Genomic DNA, 25,343 nt, shown 5'->3' with positions numbered 1-25,343 from the left:
CCCGAAGGCGGCATCCCCACCGAGCCCCCACCCCAGCCCTGCACCAACCTGACCACCAACCGCGGCTTGTCCTCCTAGACCAATGCCCGCGCCCGTCTGGAGGCCCAAATCTGTCTGCGCACCCAGACCTAAGCCAACTCCGGCCTGGGCACCAAACCCGGCCTGAAAGCCGGCGCCAAAACCCAGACCAGCCTGGGCACTCCAACCCGTTTGCACGCCGAGGCCAACGCCTAATCCAGCACCGGCCTGCGCACCGATCCCAGCCTGAACTCCGCCGCCGAAGCCCACACCCACCTGACTGCCAAAGCCTCCGGTTGGGGCGCCAAATACGACACCGGGCAAGAATCCGGTCGCATCGGTCTGCCAACCCAGGCCGCTCTGGCTCCAGACCCCAGCACCCACACCACTCGTCAGCCCGCCAGCCAAGCCGGCTCCAATATCGGTAGCCACGACATCGGCCAGGGAGGCGCCGACCTCGCCCGCGAACAGACCCTCCCCGCCGGCGGTCGCCACGGCACCGGCGTCCTCGGCGGCAAACGTCGATGCCATGCCGACGCCGTCCGACGCCAGCGCAAGGCCGTGCTGATCAGCAACCGCTTGCTGTAGCCCACCGATGGGGTCGCTGGCACCGAGATCAAGAAAAGGCAGCGCGCTGGCCGCGGCCGACGAGAACTCCGCGGGCGACACATTGATCAAACCGGCGTTGGTCATGGCCTGCCCGGGAGCGGCGACGAACGACCTCGCCGCGTCTTCACTGCGGAACAGGCTCAGGATGTAGTCGACCAGCGAGGTCATGTTCGCGTCCCTTCGATTGAGGTTGTTGTTCGCCGAGAAGGCCGGCGCTCTGTCAACAACGTTATGGAGTCAGCAGGTCGCCGAAATCGGGGTCAGATCCCCCGGTCAATCAGGTGCCCACCGGGATCGACCGGGCCACCGCGTTAGGGGATTAGGGGGATCAACGCGACCCCCTACGAAGACCCCGGAGCCGCCCCTACTCACCGCATTTGTGCACGTCAAAGGGTAGGCCCCTAGGGCTTCGTTACGACAGGAGCGGCGCGACCAATCAGATCAACGATGGAATGGGATTCACCCGTGGATACCGAAGCCGTGGTGATCAGGGTCGACGGTGTGCGGGTGAATGACCGGGTGATCCCAGACCGCCGGGTCGTGCGTCGGGAAGCTACCGTCGTCGAACGCCGAATCGGGCATGTCAGCACCGGTGAGCAGCACCGACGGCTGATGCGACTCGATGCCGATCTCGTGCGGGTCGGCAGCGATTTCGCTGGCCCCGGGGAGAACCGGTTCGTTGATCACCTGGCTTACCGGGCTGTGCTGGTGGACCACGGGCGCTGCGGTGTGCGGCGCAAACGCATCGAGAGCAGCCGCCGCCGCACCGCTTGCCCAAACGTTGCCATGGTCAGCGGCTTGAGTCGCGCCGGCTGCACCGGCCGAACCGGTCATCGACAGCGAATCGGACACCACCGGGATCAGATTGTTCACGTCAGCGCTGGTCACATTCGTCAGGTGAGCATCAGCGATCGCCTGGCCCGGGTTGGCCGCGTAGCGTGCGGCCGCCTCGGGATCACGTACAAGCGAGATGACGAAGTCAAGCAACGAGTTTGCCATCTCGCCTCCACATCGCACATGTCTCGCGTCAGCACGATGCTATCGGTTGGCGCGAGGTCTGTGTTCGGTGTGGAACCCTCGGTCCCCGCGATCCCATTAGGGGGTATCACGTTAGGGGAATACTGGGCTTGTGGGCCAACCGGATAGGGTGGTGAAACCGCTGCCGACTACACCAGTGAACACCCGCAAAGGATGCGATATGAGCCAATGGCTGGATTCGCGCAATGCGGCGACGTATCCGTGATCCCCTCTCCCACCGATGTCCCCCCTGCGGCTCGCGGTGTCCTCGACGAGTTGGCCAAAGCCGCCACGACGCCGGTCAAAGTCCTGGTCTGTGGTGGCATGGGAACCGGCAAGACGTCTTTGTTGGCCGCGGCACGTCAGACGCTGAGCCGCGCCGGGTTGACGGTCTTGACCCGCCCCCCACGGGACGGCGATCCGCCAGATGCGGCGCTCGTCGTCGATGACGCCCACCTGCTTACCGACGCCGAACTGCGGCGGCTTACCGAACGGGCGTCCGACCCTCGCGCGACCCTCGTCGTGGCCACCGAAGCCCACCAACTCAACCCCGCGCTAGGTGTTCTGACGACGGCTATCGACCGGGAGCGCCCTCGAATATCGCTGGGTCCGCTCCCGGTTGCCGAGCATCTGCGTGAATGCACGGCAGGGCTGCCGTTTCTGATCCATGCGGTGTCCGACGGGGCGCACCCGCCGCCGCAGGCCGCCACGTTCGCGCTGCTCGAGCGGTTGCGCTGGCTCGACGAACCCACTGTCGACGCGCTGCTGCTCATGTCGCTCAGCCTCGAGTTGGGGATCACCGACGTCGCTGCGGCACTTGGGGTTTCGACAACGGATGCGCGCCGGCTCGTCGACCTCGCGCACGCCAGCGGACTCGTCATGTCGTCCCACCCTGCGCCCTTCCTGCAGACAGTGCATGACGCCATCGCCCGCATCGTCGGCAACGCACACCACCATCATGTCGAAACATCGCTGCTGCGCACACAATTCGACATCTCGTTGGTATCTGAGGACCTTGCGCTGCGACTGGCCGAACATGGGCTGCGCGACGACCGGCTGGCCGGCGTCCTCAGCCGACATGCCGCCGCCGCGGGCGACTCGGCGCGCCGCGCACGGCTGTATCGGGCAGCGGTCAATGCGGGTGCGACCGGACTGACCTCCCGGCTGGCCGATGCGCTTGCCCTCACCGGCGATTGCACAGCAGCTGCGGCACTGGCCGACGAGCTGCTCAGCTCACCCGACTCGGCCGAGCGCGCCGCGGCGGTGCGGATTGCGGCCAGCGTGGCCGCTCATGATGGCAATACCGCTCAGGCCGCCGCATTGTTCGGCTGGCTGGGCCCATACCCGGACGCGGTGGTCGGCTCGGCCGCAGCCATCGTGCTTGCGGCCACGGGCGATCTGGTGGCTGCACGGGCTGCGTTGCGGCTCAAGGACTCTGGCCCGCCCACGATGGCTGCACGAGCTTCGCGCAGCCTCGCCGAGGGGCTGCTGCTGACCATGGATCAGCCCTACCCGGCCGCGACGGCAAAGCTCGGCCAGGCCCTTGCGGCACCACAACCCATCGGCGAAGTCGTCCCGGACAGCCCGGCCGCGCTGGTCACGTTGGCCGCAATGCACGCCGGAGACCCGGTCCGCGCCCGCAGTGTGATCGGGCGTGCGTTGCACGCCGATCGGGACGCGTTGTTTCGCAGCCGGCACCTGCTGCTGTCCGCCTGGATCAAAATGCAAGACGGCCAGCTGCCGTCGGCCGCCGCGGATGTCGCCGCGGCCGGCACGGAGTTGCACCGACGTGACGCGTTATGGGCCGCAGTACTGCGCATAGCCATCGCGCGCCGCAGTGGCGACACCGGTGCGCTGCACACCCAGTGGCCGGCAGCTATGGAGGTGCTCGCCGAATACTCCGTCGAACTGTACGGCCTGCTGCCTCTCGCTGAATTGTGGGTGGCCGCCACCCGGATACGCCAGCGGGAACAACTGCAACACGCTGTGAATGAAGCGTTCGCCCTTCTGGATTCGCTGGGCAGCCCGCCCTTGTGGGCGAATCCATTGCATTGGGCCGGGGTGCACGCCGGAATACTTGCCGGCTCACCGGAATCGGTGGCGCCGCACGGTCAGGCCTTGGCCGCTGCGGCGGCCTACAGCGGCCTCGCGCAGACCCTGTCCGGCGCCGGCCGGACCTGGCTACGAGTGCTGGCCGACCGAGTCGACCCTGACGAGGTCGCCGTGGCGGCGCGGTCGCTATCCCAGGTCGGCCTGACTTCGGACGCGACCAGGCTGGCCGGCCAAGCTGCCCTGCAAACGTCGGACGCCAAGGTTTCGGGGGCGATGCTGCAATTGGCCCGAGACCTCAAGCTGGGGACCGGTTCTGCAGGCGTCATGGACATGGAGCCAACCGCGGGCGCGTCGCCCGCACCGCGCCAGCCACCGGCGGGCACTCCGCTATCTGACCGCGAACGCGAAGTCGCCGAGTTGCTGCTGCTGGGGATGCCGTACCGCGACATCGGCAGCCGATTGTTCATTTCGGCCAAAACGGTCGAACATCACGTCGCACGGATCCGCCGGCGGCTCGGCGCCGAGTCCCGCTCGGAAATGTTGTCGATGCTGCGGGCAATGCTGGCCCCGCCGTCCTGATCCGCAGGTGAGACCGCAGCCCCGAGGAGCAAGGTTAGGACAGCCTATCTCGCGTCGAACACGGCAAAGATGTCAGTATGGGCAGGTTGAGCAGGCAATAAAGCGCGCCAGAGTGACCCCAACATGACCCCAACGTGACCCAAATTGACCCACATTGATCCAAATTGATCCAAATTGACTAGGCATTGGAGAGACTTTCAGTGACCACGCAGACGCTCATCAGACTGGTAGTCGGCCTGGGCATGACCGCAATAGTGGGCGCATTCGCGCTGCGGCGCGTCTGGTGGCTCTACAAGCTCGTCATGTCCGGTCAACCCGCAAGCGACCGCACCGACAGCATCGGGACTCGGATCTGGACCGAGATCGCCGAGGTGTTCGGCCAGCGGCGGTTGCTGAAATGGTCGATCCCGGGCCTGGCGCACTTCTTCACCATGTGGGGCTTCTTCATCCTGCTCACGGTGTATATCGAGGCCTACGGGTTGCTGTTCCAGCCCAACTTCCACATCCCGATCATCGGCCGATGGGATGCGCTGGGTTTTCTGCAGGATTTCTTTGCCACCGCCGTGTTTCTCGGCATCGTCACGTTCGGGATCATCCGGTTACGGACGGAGCCGAAGGAGTACGGCCGAGGCTCGCGGTTCTACGGCTCGCACACTGGCGGCGCGTGGCTGATCCTGTTCATGATCTTCAATGTCATCTGGACCTATGTGCTGGTGCGCGGGTCGGCGGTCAACAACGGCACGCTGCCCTACGGCAAGGGGGCGTTCTTATCCCAGTTGTTCGGTGCGATCCTGCGGCCGCTGGGCCACACCGGCAACGAAATCCTGGAAACGGTGGCCCTGCTGCTGCACATCGGGGTCATGCTGGCCTTCCTGATCATCGTCCTGCACTCTAAGCACCTGCACATCTTCCTGGCCCCGATCAATGTGGTGTTCAAGCGCCTGCCCGACGGGCTGGGCCCGCTGCTGCCGATCGAGGCCGACGGCAAGCCGATCGACTTCGAAAACCCGCCGGACGACGCCGAATTCGGCCGCGGCAAGATCGAGGACTTCACCTGGAAGGGCATGCTGGACTTCGCTACCTGCACCGAGTGTGGGCGCTGCCAGTCGCAGTGCCCGGCGTGGAACACCGGTAAACCGTTGTCGCCCAAGCTCGTCATCATGGACCTGCGGGACCACTGGATGGCCAAGGCGCCCTACCTGCTGGGCGAGAAGGACGCGGCAACGGAGGGCGGCTACGTCGAATCCGGTCGCGGCGAACACCACCACGTTCCCGAATCCGGCTTCGGGCGCGTCCCGGGGTCCGGACCGGAGCAGGCCAACCGCCCGCTGGTCGGCACCGCCGAACAGGGCGGTGTCATCGATCCCGATGTGTTGTGGTCATGCGTGACCTGCGGGGCCTGCGTGGAGCAGTGCCCGGTGGATATCGAGCACGTCGACCACATTGTGGACATGCGCCGCTACCAGGTGATGATGGAGTCGGAGTTCCCCTCCGAGCTGTCCGTGCTGTTCAAAAACCTTGAGAACAAAGGAAATCCGTGGGGCCAGAACGCCTCCGATCGCACCAACTGGATCGACGAGGTGGACTTCGACGTCCCGGTCTACGGCGACGACGTCCCCAGCTTCGACGGCTTCGAGTACCTGTTCTGGGTGGGCTGCGCCGGCGCTTACGACGACAAAGCCAAGAAGACCACCAAGGCCGTCGCCGAGCTGCTCGCCATCGCCGGAGTGAAGTTCTTGGTACTGGGTGCCGGGGAAACCTGCAACGGCGACTCCGCACGCCGCTCGGGCAACGAGTTCTTGTTCCAGCAACTGGCCGCCCAGGCTGTCGAGACCCTGGACGGCGTGTTCGAGGGTGTCGAGACCGTCGACCGCAAGATCGTGGTCACCTGCCCGCACTGCTTCAACACCATCGGCAAGGAATACCGGCAGCTGGGCAGCAATTACACGGTGTTACACCACACCCAACTGCTCAATCGCCTGGTGCGCGACAGGAAATTGGTCCCGGTCACCCCGGTCTCTCAAGACATCACCTATCACGACCCGTGCTACCTGGGCCGGCACAACAAGGTGTACGAGGCGCCGCGCGAGTTGATCGGCCTCGCCGGCGCCAATCTCACCGAGATGCCGCGCCACGCCGAGCGCAGCTTCTGCTGCGGCGCGGGCGGTGCCCGCATGTGGATGGAAGAGCACATCGGCAAACGGATCAACCATGAGCGCGTCGACGAGGCGCTCGCCACCAACGCCACCACCATCGCCACCGGCTGTCCGTTCTGCCGGGTCATGGTGACCGACGGCGTCAACGACCGACAGGAAGAAGCCGGGCGCAGCGGCGTTGAGGTGCTCGACGTGGCCCAGGTGTTGCTCGGGTCGCTCGATCGCGACGCGGTGAAACTTCCGGCGAAAGGCACTGCGGCCAAAGAAGCCGAGGAGAAAGCTGAGAAGACCCAGAAGAAGCCCGCGCCGAAGGCCGCCGCACCGACCGCTGCGGCGAAGACACCGGCTAAGGCACCGGCTAAGGCACCGACCGAGGCTGCGACGGCTACTGCGCCGGCCGCTCCGGCCAAAGGACTGGGTATAGCCGGCGGAGCGAAGCGGCCCGGCGTCAAGAAGGCAGCCCCCGCGGCTGGCGCCGACAAAGAAACCGCCAAGGCACCTGAAGCGGCACCTGCCGCCCCGGCCAAGGGCCTCGGCATGGCGGCCGGAGCAAAGCGGCCCGGCGCCAAGAAGGCCGCCCCGGCAGCGACCGCCCCTGCGGCGCAGCCCAGCACGACACCCGAGGCCGAAGCACCCCCCACGGCGCCGGTGAAGGGCCTGGGGATCGCCGCTGGCGCCAAGCGGCCGGGAGCAAAGAAGGCCACCCCAGCGGCGGCGACGTCCGAGCCGGCCGCCCCCGCGGAACCGGAGATGAAACTGGAGCCCGAGTCCGCCGCCCCGGCCGATGCTGACACGCCCCCCCCTGCGGCTCCCCCCGCAGCGCCCGTCAAGGGACTGGGTATCGCACGCGGCGCCCGTCCACCGGGTAAGCGCTGATCACGGTTTGACACCTGTCAGCAAATATCGCTGGACAGCGATGAGACCATGGATGACGTGACTACCCACCAGCTGCCCTGGCACGCCTCCGCACACCACCGGCAGCGTACTTTCGCGCAATCGTCCAAGCTTCAGGACGTCCTGTACGAAATCCGCGGACCGGTACACCAACACGCTGCCCGGCTGGAAGCCGAAGGTCACCGCATCCTCAAGCTCAACATCGGCAACCCGGCACCGTTCGGTTTTGAAGCGCCCGACGTGATCATGCGCGACATGATCCAAGCACTGCCCTACGCCCAGGGGTACTCCGACTCCCAGGGCATCCTGTCGGCTCGGCGCGCGGTGGTCACCCGCTATGAGCTGGTCGACGGCTTCCCCCGATTCGACGTCGACGACGTCTACCTGGGCAACGGGGTGTCCGAGCTGATCACCATGACCTTGCAGGCTCTCCTGGACAACGGCGACCAGGTGCTGATCCCCTCACCGGACTACCCCCTGTGGACGGCGTCGACCTCGCTGGCCGGCGGTACGCCCGTGCACTACCTCTGCGACGAGACCCAGAATTGGCAACCTGACATTGCCGACCTGGAATCCAAGATCACCGAGCGCACCAAAGCCCTGGTGGTGATCAACCCGAACAACCCGACCGGGGCTGTCTACAGCCGCGAAATCCTCACTCAGATGGTCGAACTGGCGCGCAAGCACCAGCTGTTGCTGCTCGCCGACGAAATCTACGACAAGATCCTCTACGACGACGCCAAGCACATCAGCGTGGCCTCGCTCGCCCACGATCTGTTGTGCCTGACCTTCAACGGCTTGTCCAAGGCATACCGGGTCGCCGGATACCGGGCCGGCTGGTTGGCGATCACCGGGCCCAAAGACCATGCCAGCAGCTTCATCGAGGGGATCAGTTTACTGGCAAACATGCGGTTGTGCCCGAATGTTCCTGCGCAGCACGGAATTCAAGTCGCACTGGGTGGACATCAAAGCATCGAGGACCTTGTGCTGCCCGGCGGCCGGCTACTCGAGCAGCGCGATGTCGCCTGGACCAAGCTCAACGAGATTCCCGGCGTATCCTGCGTCAAGCCGGACGGGGCGCTTTATGTGTTTCCCAGGCTGGATCCCGAGGTCTATGACATCGCCGACGACGAGCAACTTGTCCTGGACCTGCTGCTGTCGGAGAAGATCTTGATCACCCAGGGCACCGGATTCAATTGGCCGGAGCCGGACCACCTGCGCATCGTCACGTTGCCCTGGGCGCGCGACCTCACGGCCGCAATCGAGCGGCTGGGTAACTTTCTGGTCAGCTACCGGCAGTAGGTCCCGGCGCTGGAGTCCAGCACCTCGGACGCAAAAGGGCCGGGGCACTGCGCACGAATACTGCCCCAAACGACCGTTGTCCGCGCGAATAATCTTTGTCGAAAGCCACCGTAACCGGCCCACGACCCGCATACGATGCAGACCAATTAGTCGATGGTGAGTAGACGATCCAGCCGTCATGCATCGGCTTTGAGCAGTCGGGAGAGTCGATGTCGTTTCTTATCGTGGCGCCAGAGGCATTGGCGGCGGCTGCGTCGGACGTTGCCGGTATTGGGTCGGTGCTCAGCGAGGCCAACGCCGCTGCGGCGGGTGCAACCACTGCGGTGCTCGCGGCCGGAGCCGACGAGGTCTCAGCCGCTATCGCAGCGCTGTTCGGCTTTCACGGCCAGGCCTACCAGGCGCTGAGCGCGCAGGCAGCGGCGTTTCATAACCAGTTCGTGCAGGCTTTGAACGTCAACGCCGGCTCGTACGCGGCCGCCGAAGCAACCAACGCGGCCCAAAGCATCCTCCTGGACCCGCTGAACGGAATCAGCCAGGTGTTGACCGGGCGCCCACTGATCGGCAACGGCGCCAACGGGGCACCGGGAACCGGGCAAGCTGGCGGGGCCGGCGGCTGGCTGATCGGCGACGGAGGTAACGGCGGATCCGGCCAATCCGGGGTGTCCGGCGGGCAGGGTGGCAACGGCGGGGCCGCCGGACTGTTCGGTAATGGTGGCGTGGGTGGCGGCGGTGGCAGCGGCTCGCTGAACAGCGGCGGGAACGGCGGCATCGGCGGCACCGGCGGGCTGCTATACGGCACCGGCGGCGCCGGCGGCGCAGGCGGATTCGGCAACGCCAACGGGGGAATCGGCGGCAACGGCGGCAGCGCCGGGCTGATCGGCAATGGCGGCGTCGGCGGCGGCGGCGGTGTAGGCAGCGCCGGTTTGCAGTTCGGCGGCGGCAACGGCGGCCACGGCGGATCCGGCGGTTGGCTCCTCGGCAACGGCGGCGGTGGCGGCGCCGGCGGGCTGGGCGGCGCGGCTGCCGGCGGGTCCGGCGGCGACGGCGGCAACGCGGGCTTGTTTGGTGGCACCGGTGGCACCGGCGGGTCCGGTGGCAACTCCCTGGAGAGCATCGGCGGGTCCGGCGGTACCGGTGGCCACGCTGGGTTCTTCGGCTCGGGCGGTACTGGTGGGGTCGGCGGAGTGGGGTCTGCCGGGGGTGGATTCGGCGGGTCCGGCGGTGACGGCGGTCGCGGCGGCCTGATCTTCGGTGCCGGCGGTGACGGCGGCGCCGGCGGGGCAGGCAACCTTACCAACTCTCCGTTGTTCATCACGGGAGGTCAGGGCGGCAATGGCGGCGACGCCGGCCTATTCGGGATTGGCGGAGCCGGCGGTGCCGGCGGCCTTGGCTACGTCGACACAAACAACGCCACCGCCACGGGCGGCGCCGGTGGCGCCGGTGGAACCGGCGGCACGCTGTTCGGCATCGGCGGAGTCGGTGGTATTGGTGGTGCCGCCTTTGCCGACACCACCACCGGCGGTGCCACCGCCACGGGTGGTAACGGCGGCGCCGGCGGGACCGGCGGAAGGCTGTTCGGTAACGGCGGGGCCGGCGGCACTGGCGGATCCGGCTTCGAAAGCTTCGGCGGCGGCGGCGAGGGCGGCAACGGCGGCAATGGCGGCCAAGCCGCTCTGATCGGCAACGGTGGCGGCGGTGGCAACGTCGGGGTGCCCGGAGCGAACAGCGTCAGCATCGCCACTGGTGGTAACGGCGGCAATGCCCAGCTGATCGGCAACGGCGGCAACGGCGGCAACGCCGCGACACTCATTAGCGGCACCCCAGGCAATCCCGGCTCCGGTGGGCTGCTGTTCGGCCAGCCCGGGCAACCGGGGCTTTAGCTCCAGTTGTCGCCGGATCGCGCTGCCGCCACGGAAGTCCCAGAGTCACGTGTCCCCATCGATCGTCGGGTCGGCGTCGCTACCTACCGGGCAGCGTCCGGCCGTTGCGATGCCGACGACGTGTAGTGGTGCCGCAGCGTGCGCACCGGCCTAGTCCGGGGGCAGTTTGTCGAGAGTCTTTTGCGCTTCCTTGCGCCAATACTCGTGTTGGTCGTTGAGGTACTTTGCGACCTCCTCACGTACCCCGGTGGCGCGCTGGCGCACCAGAGCCGCCATCGCATCGCTCCGCGTTCCCGGGTCCCGCAATTGACTGACCACCAGCTGCTTGGCCTCCTCGGTCTTGAACTGCCCCAGCCAACGCACCAAGTCTGATTTTGTCGGAAAATCGCGCTCGGAACGGATCAACGCTGCCACCCGCGGAAAGTCCGAGCGGTCACACACTTGAGCCAGCGCAAAGCCGGTAACTTCCAATTCCACGTTGCTCAGCGGCGGATCGATATCGAACTGGTGAAACAAAATGTCGGCAGCGGCGCGGTTACCCTTGGCGTTCTTGGTAATCAGGTTGCGAATCAGGCCGAGCCGCCAGGCGCGACGATCCTCGTTAGGTGGGACACGTTCGTCGAGGTGCTGTAGCCAGTCGACCATGATCGGCACCGCCTGCGGGTAGTCGTAGCGGGAATTGACCAGCTGAAAGATGGTGTCTTCGGCAATGCCGGCGGCATCCAGCTCCCGCTTCATCGCCCGCCGGTACTCCGGCCAGGTCGCGGGGTCGGGACCATACTTCTCCTTCATGACAAGTTCTTACTGTCGTCAATCACCACATCCAACCCCTTGTACTGGCCTTCCAAGGTTTGCTCCACACTTCCGGCTTCCGGGTGTCCTTTGTCAAGATGACTTAAGGCTACGTCAGGTAATCCGTTGCCGCGCATGACAAGTCGTCACAACCACCGACGATCGGTGTCGACACCACGCGCCTCCCGCAAGTCGGCCAACGGCGCAATCAACAGCAACCTGCCGGCCTAGTCCGGGGGCAGTTTGGCGAGAGTCTTTTGCGCTTCCTTGCGCCAATACTCGTGTTGGTCGTTGAGGTACTTTGCGACCTCCTCACGTACCCCGGTGGCGCGCTGGCGCACCAGAGCCGCCATCGCATCGCTCCGCGTTCCCGGGTCCCGCAATTGACTGACCACCAGCTGCTTGGCCTCCTCGGTCTTGAACTGCCCCAGCCAACGCACCAAGTCTGATTTTGTCGGAAAATCGCGCTCGGAACGGATCAACGCTGCCACCCGCGGAAAGTCCGAGCGGTCACACACTTGAGCCAGCGCAAAGCCGGTAACTTCCAATTCCACGTTGCTCAGCGGTGGGTCGATGTCGAACTGGTGGAACAAGATGTCGGCGGCGGCGCGGTTACCCTTGGCGTTCTTGGTGATGAGGTTGCGGATCAAGCCGAGCCGCCAGGCACGGCGGTCCTCGTCGGGTGGGATGCGTTCGTCGAGGTGCTGCAGCCACTCCACCATGATCGGCACCGCCTGCGGGTAGTCGTAGCGGGAATTGACGAGCTCCCAGATGGTGTCTTCCGGGATGCCGACGGCATCCAGCTCAGCCTTCATCGCCTGCTCGGATTCTGGCCACGTATCGGGCTCCCCTGGCGACCTCATGACAAGTTCTTACTGTCGTCAATCACCACATCCAACCCCTTGTAATTGCTTTCCAATGTTTGCTCCACATTTCCGCGGTCCGTCCGTCCTTTGTCGACCACGATGACCAGCTTGTAGCCGTTGTCGCGCGCCCACTGCGCCATATCACGCAGCTGCTGAGTGGCTGCAAGCTTCTTGACGTTCTTGACCTCCCGCATGACATGGTTTCGCTCGTCGATTTCGTCTGGGATCCGGGTTCTTTTTGCGCCGGTCTCCGGGTCCGTCACACGAATCGGCACCTTCTTCGTCTGGTCGATGCCGGCGATGTCCTCGGCGCGACGGCCTTTGCGGCGGTTGTCGTTAACCCGTTGCGTCGGCGTCGGATCGACCCGACGCGGCACCAGATCCAACAGTCGCTTCACCGCGGGCAATGCCGTGCCCATCGCGCTGCCGGCCGCCGTCAAATCGGTCATCGACGCGGTCGCGGTGGCGCGCAGCACCGTGTTGAGCCCGTTGATTTGGGTGACTGCCGCGGCGATGAACATCTCCTTGATCGGCCCGATCAGCCGATGCAGCGCCGGAGGGTAGCCGTCGAGAATGATTATCAGCCAATACAACTGGTTGACGACGAAGGCCATGTCGTCTTTGACGGACTTCAGCTCGTTGCCGTAGTCCTTTGCCGCACGCGACAAATCGCCACAAGCGCCGGCGATATCGGTGTTGACACCGCGCGCCTCCTCCAGCCGGTCGACCAGCGGCGCAATCTCGGCGGCCTCCACGTCGACGATCAGCCGTTGCTCTTCGGGGCCGGGTTGATCGTCGATGCGAACGAGGTCGTGGCCGAAGGTTTCCCAGGCCGCCGAGGCCGCCAGCGCACGATCGGGATGCCCGTCGGGCCAGCCGTCCACGATGCCGTCGGCAACCAGGTTCCAGTGCGGCGGTTCGGGATCGCCACCGCCGGCCACCGAACTCACGGCCACCGCCGCGTCGATGAAGGTGCCGGCGGATTCACCCGGCGGGGTGATCGGCGCGCCATAGGCATCGCGTTGGTTGAGGGTCGAGGCTTCTTCGGTTTGGTCGTGGTTGATGCCGTTTTGGCGTAGCAGGCTACCCAAATTGTGAAACACGTTGACCAACCGGTAAGCGACCTGGCCGGCCTCCTCGGCCGCGACGTCGTAGGAACTCCCCCATTGCGGGCCCACCCCGTGGGTTCCGGCCGCTCGGGCGGCCTCCACCCCGGCCAGCTTGCGCAGCGCTGCGGCGGCGTGGTCGCTGTTCTCCGTGTAGGCCGCGGCTGCGTCGTAGAACAATTCCGGGTCAACGTCAGTCATGGCCGCCCCGCCCACCTCCCGCGTTAGCGGATCGATTGTATGGCAACCTGGGTTTCGGTGATTTCGGGCGAGAGAAGGGCTGACACGATTGTCCTATGACCTGACCGTCTACGCCGCGTCCAGCATCGACGACGAGCAGCTGGAAGAGATCGTCGCATCCATTCCCGGGCTGTCGGTCGGCGACAGCGGCGACCATGAAGTCACCGTGTTGCGCGGCAAGCACGAAAAGTACTCGTTCACCGTCTTCGGGCCACACGAGATCGAGCCCGAGGACGTGCCAGACGACGTGGTGCCGCATGTCCTGGACCCGACCACCAGCTGGCAGATCGTCATCGAGGGCAGCGACCCGACCGAAGTGCGGCCCGCCCGGCGGTTCGCCAAAGCGTTGGCCCAGGCCGCAGGGGGCGTGGCGGTCGACGAGCAGACCGAGGACATTCTCGGCGCGAAAAGGCCACGCCAAATCGCCTCGCCCGGTTCGGAGCTGATCCGCGTCCTTGACTTGCATTGGTACTCACCGGAATCGGCGCCCAACGCAGCAACGCTGTGGCTGGAGCTGGCAAGAAAGTTTCTGCCCGAGGCGTTGCCACGTCGCTTCGGCGACGTCTACCCGCTGCGGTATCGGCTGGATCGCGATGGGGACGACCAATTCATTGCCAGCTTTGGACCCGAGTGTGTGTGGTTCAAGCCCACCCTGCCGTGTATCGAGGGCGGGCTGTATCCGAATATTTGGGACGGCATCCTGATTGACAGCATCAAAATGGTGGCCCAGCCGTTGGACGACCCGCCGTGGCGCAACACCGTGCGGCGCTTCTTCGTCGAGTACGCCCGCCGGCGCGGCAGCGTGCTGGCCACCGGCGAAGTGCTACGCAACCACAAACTGTCCGGACCCACAGACACCAGCTGGGATCTGAGCGGCTCACTGCGCGGACCCGGCGGGATCCTGGGTCTGCCGGCCAACCCCGTCTGGTGGACCTGGCTGGGCAACGACTACCTGCCACTGGTCCGCGATTACCTGCCGCCCGAACACACCACCTACTACGACGAGGGCGCTCTATACGCGCCGACCGAGGAACCCACCGACCGCGGCCAACTCGCCGCACTCCCCGATCCCTTCCCGGCGTCGCTGCGCGTCACGGCCATCCCCTCGGAATACGGGCCTAGCAACACTCCCAAGAACAGCCCCGCGGCGATCCGCCCTCACCTCAACCAGGGTTAACCGCCCCACATCGCGGTGTTGACCTCCGCGTTATGCACATAGTTGCGATGCGCGATGTGCGCGTTGAGGTGCATGTCGAAAACCACCTCACTCATCTCGTCCGCCCAGCCCTGCCAGTGCTGCACCCGCTCCAGAAATGCTTCGAACGCCACGCCTTCCCAATTATGTTGCAAGCCAAGCAATTCGGTGGCTATCCCGTTGAGACGATCCTTCATCACCAGGCAAAACTGCCGCATCGCGTCGGCGGCGTCGACCAACTCGTCCTCGTTGACGGTGCGTCGCGCCATGATCAGCGCCCGTCAACCGCGCCGGCAGGTCTGATGCCGCCGAACGCGTCGGACGCGGTGTGCTCCATCTGCGCGTAGCCGGCGGCGGCAGCGGCCAACGATTCCCCGATCCAGCGCAGGTCGTCGAGCATCTGGCCGCACTCGTCGTCGATCTCGGCCCAGACGTCCAGATAGGCGCTGGCTGCTCGGCCGGTCCAGGTGCCCGCCAGCTCGTTCATTCGGCCGCCCAGCCTGCCCCGCAGGCCATCGATTTCGTCCGCCGCGCGTGTCGTGGCCCTTGCTGCATGAGCCAGCTCTGCACAGTAGACGCGAAGCTCCTCGGCCGCCATGCTGACCACCCCTCGAAAAGACTAGTATCCGCAGACTACTGTCACAGGCGGTCCACACGCGACTAGAACGAAGCGGAGATGGCGAGCTATGGCCGGTTGGCGAGACAGCGTGACGGAAGAAGCACAAGCCGACCTCGACGAGTTGGTGGACGCTGCAACCGGATTCGCGCTCGATCAGGTTGCCAACGCCGGTGAGTTCCTGCCGTTCGCCCTTGCGGTGTCCAACGGCGGCGAACGTCAGGCCATTGCACCTAACTACCCCCGCGGTTCTGAGCTGCCGATAGCCGAGCAGATCGCCACACAGTGGCGCGCGCTCACCGACTTGAAAGACAGCCTACGGGCGGCGGCGGTCGCGGTGAACGTCAGACTGACCGAGGCGAACCAGGACGGTATCGAGATCAGTATCGAGCACCGCGAGGGCGCGGCGATCGGCCTGATCTTCCCCTACGCGCGTGACTCCGGCGGCGCCTACCAGCTGGAAGCGCCTTCGGCGCACCGGGAACATCCCCGCATCTGGGTGTCGTGACGCGCTACCCGGGCGGCGGCAGAGCCCGCAACACCGCCAGGGCCTCCGCGACGCGATCTTCGAGGTCTGCGACGTCGGCACCCACCCACTCGGCAACGTAATCGCTTGCCCCGGCAATGGTTTCGTTGATCATGCTAGCCAATTCCTGAGCGCCCAGGCCCATCACGCCGGGATCGATGTACAGACCGGTCATGCGCCGGTGACCGTTGAGACTCACCTCGACCGCACCCGTATGGTGTGCCGCGGTAAAGGATTCGGCGCTCATCCGGCGAACCTGTTCGTCAAGAAGAGACATCACGATGTGTGCCTGATGCACCATCTGCGCAACCCGAGGATGGTTGGCTCTGCTCATGGCATGTCCGTCGATTCAAGCGGCCGGATCTCGGCTTCACAAGTCTAGCCAGCTGAAACGTTGAATGCGCAGGAGCGCCTATCCTGCGCCAGGCCCTGCCAAAACGGCTTCACGCCGTGATGAGACCGGCTAGGCGCGCCGTTGGCGGTCCGCGCTATATTAAGGGATAATGTCCTTTAAATAGACTTGTGCACAAAGCGATGGGAGGCCACTGGGCGTGGACGACAAGAAGACGCCGGCGAGCGGACCACCACACCGCATGGGCCAGCAACGTCAACGTCAACGAATCCTCGAGTTGGTGCGCCAACACGCCGAGGCGGTGGACGCGGCCGAACTCGCCGCCCAGACCGGACTGCATCCGACCACGGTGCGTTTTCACCTCGACGCGTTGTGCAGCGATGGAATCGTCGAACGTACCCGGCTCGCGCGGCCCAGCGTGGGCCGTCCCCGCACCGGTTACCTTGCGGTGCGCGAGCGGCTCGGCTATCGAACCCTGGCCGAGATACTGGCACTGGAACTGGGAGACACCACCGACAAGCGCCGTCGCCGTGCCCAAGCAGCCGGCCGACGATGGGCAGAGCGGATAGCCAACGACTCGACGCGTGAAGACATTGCCCCGCAAAATACTTCGAATCAACCCGGGCAGCCTGCGGAACTCGCGATACGCGCAGCACTGATCGCCAGGGTGTTCGACCGGATGGGATTCGGCCCTGAGTTGCAACCTGCCGCGGGATCGACGAGGGCCAGGCACCAGACGATTCATCTGCATAGCTGCCCCGTGCGGGAACTCGCCCGCGCCCACCCGGAAGTGAGCTGCGCCCTGCACCAGGGATTGCTGCAGGGCCTTCTCGCGAATTGGGCTGAAAACGAGGGTGATTCGGCTGCATCGCGGTCAGCAATGAGGGCCGAACTCGAGCCGTTCGTCCAACCGGAACTCTGTCTTGTGCGGGTCACCGGCCATGACTGAGTTACTGACGCTGCCGGGTAACGCCGTCGCAGATATCAGCGATCGCACGGATATAGAGGCGCTCTTGCGCAGGTTCTACGGCCGGGTGATGACCGACGACGTGCTGGCCGCGCCGTTCGGCGAGTTGCGCAGCAAAGGTCTGGAAATGCACATCCCGGTGATGGCCGATTTCTGGGAGACCGTGCTGTTTCGAGCTGGTCTCTACCGGGGCAGCGCACTGCACGCCCATCGGGATGTCCACCGACGAACACCGTTGAGTAGCAGTCATTTTGTCCGCTGGTTGACGATGTGGAACTACACAGTCGACGAAATGTTTCAGGGGCCCATCGCCGAGCACGCGAAGGTCCAGGGCGCCAGGATCGCCTGGGCCATGCACCGGCGGCTAACGGGCACGGACGCAGCAGAACTCGACGCCTTGATCACCCGCCAAACCGGCTGAGTCCGCGGTCCGGCCCGCTGACTCCGGTTGCCCTAAATGGTCTGATGACGCCCGAAGAATTCATGGTCTTCGTTGTAGCCGCCGTAGCCGCTACCGAGTTCGGAGTAATGCGCGACAAACTCGATGCCCTTGAGCCACTTCACATGTCGAAAGCCGTGCTGCAGTTCGTTACGCAGCCGCAGCGGCGCGCCGTGACCATAACTCACCGGTTCGCCGTTCATGTCGTAGGCCAGCATGGTCAAGTGGTGGCTCATCTGCCGGATCGGATGAGCCACGTAGTAGATCCCGCCGTCGGCGCCGGGCCCCAGTGAGTAGAACACCACCCAGTTGGCCTCGGGCAGCGGTTTGACGATGTCCATGATCGTCCGCATCGACACGCCACCCCATTTCGCCACGCCCGACCAGCCCTGAATGCAGAAATGCTGGGTGATCTGTTCGTGGTAGGGCAGGTCGCGCAAGTTCGCCAGCGAGAACTCGGTGGGGTTCTCGACGAGACCGTAGACCCGCAGTCGCCAATCCACGAAATTGTTTTTCTCGAGCTGTTTGTACTCAACCGATTCCGGGTAGGTGCCGTTGTGCCAGAAGTAGGGCGAGATGTCCTTTTCGGTGAACGCGCCAGGCTTCGGGTTGGCGTACTCGAATAGCCGCTGCAGCGGACCGATGAGCGCATACCCGACTCGCTGCACCGTCCGCGGATGCCGAAATGTCAACGGCGTGGCAATCACCCATCCGATGGCCACCACGACCATTGCTGCCGCGAAGATCCAGAATCCGACCCACCCGTTGTCGTCGCGGGCGGCGAACATGTGGTTGAGATTGCGCAACGCCTCGGTGGCGAAGACCAGCGTGACGTGGACGAGGATGAAGAACAGGAAATACACCAGCACCAGAAAATGCAGCGAGCGCGCGGCCTGAATGCTCAAGCGCTTACTGAGCATGGTGAAACGCATTGACAGGGCCGGCGACATTCCGAGACCGGTGATAAAGGCGAGCGGTGCGGCGATGAACACGGTGGTGAAGTACGCCAGCAGCTGCAACGCGTTATACGCCACCCATGTGTTGTCTACCGGCCAGCTCAACGACAGGTATTGAATTGCTACCGACGCGGCGTTGGGAAAGACGTCCCAGCTGGTAGGCACGATGTGCCGCCATTGACCGGTGGCGAACAGCAGCGCATAGAAGACCGCGCCGTTGAGCAGCCACAAGACGTCGATGCCGAGGTGCCACCACCGCGCCAGCCCAATGGAATGCCGAATTCCGGGCAATCCCAGCTGACGGGGCAGGGCAACTGAATCATCCTTGGCCGTCCACAGCGGGTCATCCGGCACCGGCTTTGCCACGCGCAACCACTCGTCCTTGCCCGGCGTGGCATTGCGACTGAAATAGAGCCGCGGATGATCGCACAGGATCTGGATTCCGGAGCGGATGATGAACATCATCAAGAACAGGTTGAAGAAGTGCGACCAGCCCACCCACGCGGGAATGCCCGGCCCACACCGGACGGGACATCGGTGCCGGGATATCGCTGGATGAACGCCTGGACGGCCGGCATGTTGTGCAGCCCTTTGCCCACTGCGACAGCCGCGACCAGCAGGGCAAACCCGATGGGAATCAACCACAGTAGGTTCAGCCACCTGTCACGACCGACGCGCAGGCGTGGAGCGATCGCCCGCTTGTCTTCTATACCGCCGGCCCAGGTCTCGGGGTTGACAATCTTCTCAGCAAGGCGCAACTCGGCGCGGTAGCCAAGGTCCAGCTCTGCATCGACGCGCGCGGCGGTAGCCGTTCCCGGCGAATCAACATGCATGACCGCGCTGCGACGCTCGCCAGGAAAGCTTCGGACATCGGGGGCTTGGTCGGTCATCTCGCGCCAATCTATTTTCTACAATATATGTTGTGTAAACAGTACGCCATGGCGTGCATGTTTGGGAGACCGGGCGCTGGCTTGGCCGGGGCGCTCCTAGCGTGCGGGATCGCGCCGAGCGCCGGGGACCCTACGACGGGTTACAAAATCGCGCTCACACGGAGCTCGGGGGGCGTTGCTTGACTCGTCAACACGTTGCCCGACTACGCGCGACAAAATCCGTCGCGCGCCTGAGGTTGTCGCTCAGAGGGGGCAACTGCGTACCGCCTGAACCCAACAGATCGACAGCCGTCCTCACGCAAGGAGGAGTCGCCGAAGCTCGCCGCCGCTACCGGCCAAACTCGCTGAATTAGTTGCGCTCCAACAGGTCCAGCAAGTAGCTGCCGTAGCCGGATTTGGTCAGGCTGCGGGCGTGGCGTTCCAGTTGCTCGTCGTCGATCCAGCCCAACCGCCACGCCACTTCCTCAGGGATGCTGACCTTGAGTCCCTGCCGGCGTTCCAGCGTCCGGACGAAGTCGGCGGCATCCAGCAGCGAGTCAAAGGTGCCGGTATCCAACCACGCCGTCCCGCGGGCCAGCACCTCCACCGCCAACCGACCCTGATCGAGATAGAACTGGTTGACCTCGGTGATCTCATACTCGCCACGCGCGGATTTCGTCAAACCCCTTGCGATTTCCACCACGTCGTTGTCATAGAAGTACAACCCCGGCACCGCATAATGCGATTTCGGCGTGGCCGGCTTTTCTTCCAGCGACACCGCCATGCCCTCGTCACTGAACTCGACCACCCCGTAGGCCGATGGGTTGGCCACCCAATAGGCGAAAATCGCGCCACCACTGACGGATTGGAACCTGGTCAAACTGGTGCCCAGACCGGGTCCGTAAAAGATGTTGTCCCCCAACACAAGTGCCACTGAATCGTTGCCGATGTGATCAGCGCAGATGACAAATGCCTGTGCCAGTCCCTCGGGACGATTCTGGGTGGCGTAACTGATATTGACCCCTAAGTGCCTGCCGTCGCCGAGCAGGCGGTGAAAACCGGGCGCATCGTGCGGGGTTGTGATCAGTTCGATGTCACGGATGCCGGCCATCATCAAAGTGGTCAACGGGTAGTAGATCATCGGCTTGTCATAGACCGGCAACAACTGCTTGCTGATACCCCTGGTGATCGGGTACAGGCGAGTTCCCGAACCACCGGCCAAGATGATTCCACGCATCAGCAGCTCCTCAATCGACCGAGTCCTCCTCGGTGAGTTCGGTAGCCGCCAGCGCCGCCGCCAAGTCGCCGTGCCGAAAGACTGCGGTCACGTGGTCTTGGACCACGCGGAACGCCGATGCGACCGTCTTGACGGACCTGACATCGTCGCGGTCCACCAACTGCTGTTCGACAACCACCACCCCCTCGTGCACGTACATCTGCCCCGGCTCGACCGTCGTCGTCACCGAATCAGCCCACCGGCGCAACGACTCATGACCCTGCACCGCCCCGTGCGCGTCACCGATGTCGATGTCGTCGCTTGACAACGACACCAACATCTCAATATCACCGGCATTCAATGCGTCATGCCAAGCCAGCACCGTAGCGATTTCCGACGTCGTCATGGTCTGCCAGTCTAAAGAGGCGTGCGGTCCAGCCAATTCCGCCACACGGCATCGTCGCCGAACACCTCGATACCGGTGTCGGCGACCGGAACTCGGCGCGCCATCGCCAGCAGCAGTTCGGCGGCGCGGCCGCGCAGCGCCACGGTCCCCTTGCCGTGCTGGTGCGACCAGGAAATCCGGCCATTGTCGACGACGATGGTCCATTCACCGGCGGCACCAAGGCCCGGATCGGTGGCGTGCAAATGTAAAGTGTCGCTCCCCTCGAGCGGAGGGGCCGCCCCGTCGCCGCCCGCCTGGACGACGATCCGCTCCAAGAATTCGCTGATCCCGTCGGCCGCGATATCCGGCTCGAGTGTGAATTCGCCCCCGACGGCGTTCGCGGCGTCGGCCCGGTGCACCGCCACCTCGTGCAGCCGGCGCCGGATCCACCAGCCCGCGGGGCGCTGACCGAGGAACGTCCACACCGGGGTTTGCGCTCCAGTCTGCTCGACCGCATCGACGAGACGCTGTGCGCCGCCACGCAGCCAGCTGATCGCGCCATCGAGATCCGCTGGGGGCTTGCCCTCTTCGACACTGCGCGGGTCCAAGAAGTTGTCCAGCCGATCGCGCACGATCTGTGCCGCCCAGCGGTCCCCGCGCCCGACGTGGCGGAACAGCTGCCCCAGATTCCATCCCGGGCAGGTCGGCACCGGCGTCGATTGGTCGACGTTACGGATGAGGTCGCCAAATGCCCGGGTCTGCTCAAGATATGCCGACGGGTAGTCCACGGCGGCCACGCTACTCGCGACCCACAGGTCGGTGTTTACCGCACGCGACTGGCCCCAACACGCACCACCACGGTGGGGGTCGGGAGCTGGCGCTGGGCCTTCGGCTACGGCGGTCGCGGTCGCGGTGGATCGTCGCAGAAGATGCGCCCCGAGTGCTACAGCTCGGCGTTCGGTTGGACGGTGATCGGCAGGCCGACCAGCGACAGCACGTGGTGAGCAGCTGCGCCCGGGGGTGCGACCAGCGTGACCGTGGTGTCGTGGCGCGCTGCGCGCTCGGTGGCTTCGAACAGCACGCTGACCGCGGCTGAGCCCAGATGGGTTACCGCGCTGAGGTCCACGCGCAGTTCCTGGGTGCCCGCGCGGGATGTCGTCGCGAGGAATCCGGCCAAGGTGGACGCGGCATGGGTGTCGACATCGCCGACGACGATGACGTACCCGTCGTCGGTGATACCGACGTCGAAGGTCGTCGATGGCGCAGCGGCAGGGACGCCCGGGCCTTGTCGCGGGTCGGTAACGATATGCGCCGAATGGGTTAACCGGTGCGTCGAGGTCACTGTCGTTCCGTGATTGTCATGGGTGACCACGGTGTCGGGGATCAGCATGTGCGCAAGCGCGAGGCCCCGTCCGCGGTTGTCGGCCGGGGTTGACGGCTGCCTCCAAACGCCGTGGTCAGTGACGGCGACCCGAACCCGCCCGTCATCGCCCAGAACCGCATCGATGTGCAGCGTCCCGCAAACCTGGTCGACATAGGCATGCTCGGCGGCGTTGGCCACGAATTCGCTGACGGCCTGTTCTAGGGGTTGGCCGCTGGTCTGGTCAGCTCCCAGCGTGACAAGCCACTGGCGCAGCTGATTTCGGATGGCGCGCTCGGCCTTGTAGTCCGCGCGCATCGTCGCGTGCAACGGCAGCGGCGGGATCCGGCGTTGGGCGGCTAGCAAGGTGATGTCATCGCTGTAGCCGGTGGCGCGGACGAGTAGCTCCACTGTGTGCGAACAAACCCGCTCGACCGCACGCTGCCCGGTGTCGAGCGGAAACGCTTGTCCGCGAAGGACCCTCGCTGTCACCTCGGCCAGTTCGGTGCTGCGGTGAGCCGAAGGCAGCCCGGGACGTTCGATGATTCCGTCGGTGTAAAGGAGCACCACATCGCCGAGTGCAAGGTGTGTGGTGCGGACGGGAAACCCACACCCGCTGCCGAGCGGGCCGGCGCCGGTGGGTTCGAGATACCGTGGCATGCCGTGCGCATCAATGACCAGTGGTGGTGGGTGGCCAGCCGTGCAGTACTGCGCATCACCGGTTGTAGTGTTCAGCGCTACCACGCAGATTGTTGCCGACTTGGCGCCGGCGATGTCGGCGGCGAAGTCGTCGACAGCCCGCAGCGCCGACGCAATATCAGTTGCGCCGCTGAGGAATATTCGGGTCGCGGTACGCAGTTGAGCCATCACCGCGGCCGCGGCTACGCCGTGACCAACCACGTCGCCTACCACCAGCATCAGCGATCCATCGGAGGTGGGGATTGCGTCGAACCAGTCGCCTCCCGCAGCGGTGTCTTCGGTTGCCACCAGATACGCCGCGGCGAGGTCGGCCCCGGGTAGCACCGGCAGCTGCGGGGACAACAGCGCACGTTGCATTACCGAGGCCGAGTCGCGCAACGACTCATATCGACCGGCCATCTCCCGGGCTCGCTGCTCGGCAGTCAACCGCTCAACCACCTGCTTGGTAGTGTCCGCGGCCACAAATACCACTCCGACCACCTCGCCGCGCGCCGAAAGTTGCGGGACCGCAGTGATATTGAGGTAGTGCTCTTTTAGCCCCAACCCGTCTAGGTCAACGTGCAGACGAAAGTCGGACACGCTGAGGGACTTCCCGGACCGATAGATGTGGTCGTAGTCGATCAATCCCGGGCCGCTCAGTTCCGGGGCAAGCTCTTCGATCGGTACGCCAGACACGCCTCGCGGATAGTACGCACGAAACGCCGCATTGCCTGTCACCAGCTTGTGCTGCGGCCCCTCAAAGGAGCCCACGATCAGCGGAAGAGCATCGTATGCCCGGCGCACTGCCGCGGCATCGCCGACCAGATCGTCGCGCTCATCGGCGCCAAGGTCGGAAGAGCCGTTGTGAGCGCCAGTTTCAGGGACCCCGACGCCTAAGCCGCGCCGCCTCCTATCGCTGGCCACGTCCGCCGACGATACGCCCGTCACGACTGGTTGTCGGCCGAAATTACAGTTGATCTGCCGCAATTGGCCAACGAACGGATTCGTTGTCCAATAACGATTACGGTGGGATGCCGCGAGCGATTGGGAATCGACGTCCCAGATCTTCGCCGTACAACGCAGGCTCTTAGCTACGCAGAGTTTGATGCGGACTGCGGCCGTAGGCCGCACGGTAATACACCGCGAACCGGCTGGCGTGGTCAAAGCCCCAGCGCCGCGCGATCTCGGCCACGGTGGTCTCGGTCCGGGTGCTGGTGAGCAGTTGCTGGTGAGCGCCATGCAAGCGAACTCGCCGAACATATTCCATCGGTGTGCAATCCATGTGCTTGCGGAACATGTATTGCAGCGCCCGCGGAGTCACGTAGATGGCCTCCGCGATCGCGGTCAGGCAGATATCGCTGTGAGCGTTTTCGTCGACATAGGCGACCGCTCGGCGCAGCAGGGTCGGTGTGCTGTCGCGGCGATCTTCGATGGTGGGATCGGCCAGCGCGGTGTTGGGGAAAGCGCTGAGCAAAGTGGCTGCCAAATGGTCGGCGGCGGTGGCCACGACGAGGGGTGATTCCGCAACAGACGACTCATCGCACGCCAGCGCCCACAAATATTCGATCGTGTGGTTGATCCGTCGGCACGCGGCCGGGGATACGGGGCGGTGGCCCGTCAGCCGTACAGGTGTGGGATAGCGGCTTGGCTCGGTAGCGGCCACGCGCTGTAGCAGCAAGGGCTCGACCAGGACCAGGTCGAAGTGCGAGTGAACACAGCGTCCGGTGAACGGGCGGTCGGGTAGGCCCATGATCATGGCGTCGTACGGGCCGTAGGAGTCCATCGATCCGTCGGGCAGGCATTGGTGAACTGTCCCTGACAGCACCCGGCTCAGGCGAACCTTGCCCAATGGAGCGGCAGTCCAGCCAATGTCATAGCTAAGCCGAACCTCGTCGAGGCTGACCGGACCGAGCACACCGCGGCGGACATACAGCCGGGTCGGGGGATCAGGGCGGGCGCCGACACGCATCGTGGCATACGTCCGGGACAGGAACGCTTCGGTTTTATCGAGGTTATCGGTGTCGATAACGACCGTCGGCGCGCTCACCGCGGGCCTGGTTGCTTTAGCCTCGATCCACGGATGGATTGGGTTCGTTTCGGGTGTCGAGATGAGGAAAGTGCCTTTTGACCTGGGATGATTGGAGTTTCCAGACAACAATCGTCCAGCTCAAGAAAGGCACTTTCGGTGAGAGTGTGTCACAGGTTCGCGCCCTCGTCGGCGGTGTTCGATGATGACAATCTCGTGTCGTGTGCTGGTTTGGTGCCGGTGATGA

Annotated in this window: 21 protein-coding genes and 1 pseudogene; 8 read left to right on the top strand and 14 right to left on the bottom strand. The window is 64.9% G+C overall.

The window, feature by feature from the left end:
- Both EET13_RS30145 and EET13_RS02690 read right to left on the bottom strand, forming a co-directional pair.
- Positions 1-795 (bottom strand): IniB N-terminal domain-containing protein (locus EET13_RS30145; RefSeq protein WP_211189016.1); only part of this gene is annotated, 795 nt, incomplete at its 3' end.
- A 291-nt stretch (positions 796-1,086) separates the two neighbouring features.
- Positions 1,087-1,626 (bottom strand): Rv0340 family IniB-related protein, encoded by a 540-nt coding sequence (locus EET13_RS02690; RefSeq protein ID WP_122440846.1) that lies wholly within the window; start codon positions 1,624-1,626, stop codon positions 1,087-1,089.
- Positions 1,627-1,833: 207 nt separating this feature from the next.
- On the opposite strand from EET13_RS02690, the gene iniR reads away from it, so the two are divergent.
- The 4 genes from iniR (at position 1,834) to EET13_RS02670 (ending at position 10,507) form a co-directional block, all read left to right on the top strand.
- On the top strand, positions 1,834-4,275 hold the full coding sequence (gene iniR / locus EET13_RS02685; RefSeq protein WP_244603733.1) for an isoniazid response ATPase/transcriptional regulator IniR: 2,442 nt from the start codon (positions 1,834-1,836) through the stop codon (positions 4,273-4,275).
- A gap of 200 nt (positions 4,276-4,475) precedes the next feature.
- A complete protein-coding gene (locus EET13_RS02680) occupies positions 4,476-7,307 on the top strand; it encodes a (Fe-S)-binding protein (RefSeq protein WP_122440844.1) in 2,832 nt (943 codons plus the stop codon).
- Between the two features lie 30 nt (positions 7,308-7,337).
- Entirely contained in the window at positions 7,338-8,627 is a 1,290-nt protein-coding gene (locus EET13_RS02675; RefSeq protein WP_122440843.1) for a pyridoxal phosphate-dependent aminotransferase, read from the top strand.
- Positions 8,628-8,836: 209 nt separating this feature from the next.
- Entirely contained in the window at positions 8,837-10,507 is a 1,671-nt protein-coding gene (locus EET13_RS02670) for a PE family protein (RefSeq protein ID WP_122440842.1), read from the top strand.
- A gap of 150 nt (positions 10,508-10,657) precedes the next feature.
- On the opposite strand, the gene EET13_RS02665 is transcribed toward EET13_RS02670, so the two are convergent.
- The 3 genes from EET13_RS02665 to EET13_RS02655 all read right to left on the bottom strand — a co-directional run bounded on the left by EET13_RS02665 (position 10,658) and on the right by EET13_RS02655 (position 13,472).
- Positions 10,658-11,299 carry a HEAT repeat domain-containing protein gene (locus EET13_RS02665; protein WP_122440841.1) on the bottom strand — a complete coding sequence of 214 codons (642 nt, stop codon included), beginning with the start codon at positions 11,297-11,299 and terminating at the stop codon, positions 10,658-10,660.
- A 227-nt stretch (positions 11,300-11,526) separates the two neighbouring features.
- Positions 11,527-12,162: a HEAT repeat domain-containing protein gene (locus EET13_RS02660; RefSeq protein WP_136623090.1), complete on the bottom strand. Its 636-nt coding sequence runs from the start codon at positions 12,160-12,162 to the stop codon at positions 11,527-11,529.
- Positions 12,159-13,472 (bottom strand): putative toxin, encoded by a 1,314-nt coding sequence (locus EET13_RS02655; RefSeq protein WP_122440839.1) that lies wholly within the window; start codon positions 13,470-13,472, stop codon positions 12,159-12,161. Before EET13_RS02655 ends, EET13_RS02660 begins: the two co-directional genes overlap by 4 nt.
- Positions 13,473-13,560: 88 nt before the next feature.
- Between EET13_RS02655 and EET13_RS02650 the strand changes: the two genes are divergently transcribed.
- Complete coding sequence (locus EET13_RS02650) at positions 13,561-14,688, top strand: hypothetical protein (RefSeq protein WP_122440838.1); 1,128 nt, start codon at positions 13,561-13,563, stop codon at positions 14,686-14,688.
- Here EET13_RS02650 and EET13_RS02645 read toward each other — a convergent pair.
- Both EET13_RS02645 and EET13_RS02640 read right to left on the bottom strand, forming a co-directional pair.
- On the bottom strand, positions 14,685-14,975 hold the full coding sequence (locus EET13_RS02645) for a WXG100 family type VII secretion target (RefSeq protein WP_122440837.1): 291 nt from the start codon (positions 14,973-14,975) through the stop codon (positions 14,685-14,687). The genes EET13_RS02650 and EET13_RS02645 overlap by 4 nt on opposite strands.
- Before the next feature lie 2 nt (positions 14,976-14,977).
- Positions 14,978-15,304, bottom strand: coding sequence for a WXG100 family type VII secretion target (locus EET13_RS02640; RefSeq protein WP_136623089.1), 327 nt, complete (start codon positions 15,302-15,304; stop codon positions 14,978-14,980).
- A gap of 109 nt (positions 15,305-15,413) precedes the next feature.
- On the opposite strand from EET13_RS02640, the gene EET13_RS02635 reads away from it, so the two are divergent.
- On the top strand, positions 15,414-15,830 hold the full coding sequence (locus EET13_RS02635; RefSeq protein WP_136623088.1) for a hypothetical protein: 417 nt from the start codon (positions 15,414-15,416) through the stop codon (positions 15,828-15,830).
- A gap of 4 nt (positions 15,831-15,834) precedes the next feature.
- On the opposite strand, the gene EET13_RS02630 is transcribed toward EET13_RS02635, so the two are convergent.
- Positions 15,835-16,182, bottom strand: coding sequence for a YbaB/EbfC family nucleoid-associated protein (locus tag EET13_RS02630; protein WP_122440834.1), 348 nt, complete (start codon positions 16,180-16,182; stop codon positions 15,835-15,837).
- A 217-nt stretch (positions 16,183-16,399) separates the two neighbouring features.
- On the opposite strand from EET13_RS02630, the gene EET13_RS02625 reads away from it, so the two are divergent.
- Positions 16,400-17,149 carry a helix-turn-helix transcriptional regulator gene (locus EET13_RS02625; RefSeq protein WP_425294215.1) on the top strand — a complete coding sequence of 250 codons (750 nt, stop codon included), beginning with the start codon at positions 16,400-16,402 and terminating at the stop codon, positions 17,147-17,149.
- Positions 17,142-17,588, top strand: a complete 447-nt coding sequence (locus tag EET13_RS02620) for a group III truncated hemoglobin (RefSeq protein ID WP_122440832.1) — start codon at positions 17,142-17,144, stop codon at positions 17,586-17,588. The genes EET13_RS02625 and EET13_RS02620 overlap by 8 nt, the downstream gene beginning before the upstream one ends.
- A gap of 32 nt (positions 17,589-17,620) precedes the next feature.
- Here EET13_RS02620 and EET13_RS02615 read toward each other — a convergent pair.
- The 6 genes and pseudogenes from EET13_RS02615 to EET13_RS02585 form a co-directional block, all read right to left on the bottom strand.
- A pseudogene (locus tag EET13_RS02615) lies at positions 17,621-19,395 on the bottom strand (molybdopterin-dependent oxidoreductase).
- Between the two features lie 406 nt (positions 19,396-19,801).
- Positions 19,802-20,668, bottom strand: coding sequence for a glucose-1-phosphate thymidylyltransferase RfbA (gene rfbA, locus EET13_RS02605; RefSeq protein ID WP_122440830.1), 867 nt, complete (start codon positions 20,666-20,668; stop codon positions 19,802-19,804).
- Positions 20,669-20,678: 10 nt separating this feature from the next.
- Positions 20,679-21,053, bottom strand: coding sequence for a nuclear transport factor 2 family protein (locus tag EET13_RS02600; RefSeq protein WP_122440829.1), 375 nt, complete (start codon positions 21,051-21,053; stop codon positions 20,679-20,681).
- Between the two features lie 11 nt (positions 21,054-21,064).
- Complete coding sequence (locus EET13_RS02595; protein ID WP_122440847.1) at positions 21,065-21,820, bottom strand: maleylpyruvate isomerase family mycothiol-dependent enzyme; 756 nt, start codon at positions 21,818-21,820, stop codon at positions 21,065-21,067.
- Between the two features lie 155 nt (positions 21,821-21,975).
- Positions 21,976-23,994, bottom strand: coding sequence for a SpoIIE family protein phosphatase (locus EET13_RS02590; protein WP_168991219.1), 2,019 nt, complete (start codon positions 23,992-23,994; stop codon positions 21,976-21,978).
- Positions 23,995-24,157: 163 nt separating this feature from the next.
- Positions 24,158-25,117 (bottom strand): helix-turn-helix transcriptional regulator, encoded by a 960-nt coding sequence (locus EET13_RS02585; protein ID WP_122440827.1) that lies wholly within the window; start codon positions 25,115-25,117, stop codon positions 24,158-24,160.
- Positions 25,118-25,343 lie beyond the last annotated feature (226 nt).

This window comes from Mycobacterium attenuatum, assembly GCF_900566085.1.
GTDB lineage: Bacteria > Actinomycetota > Actinomycetes > Mycobacteriales > Mycobacteriaceae > Mycobacterium > Mycobacterium attenuatum.
Note: the sequence above shows the minus strand (reverse complement) of the source record. Positions and strands in the feature narration are given on the sequence as shown.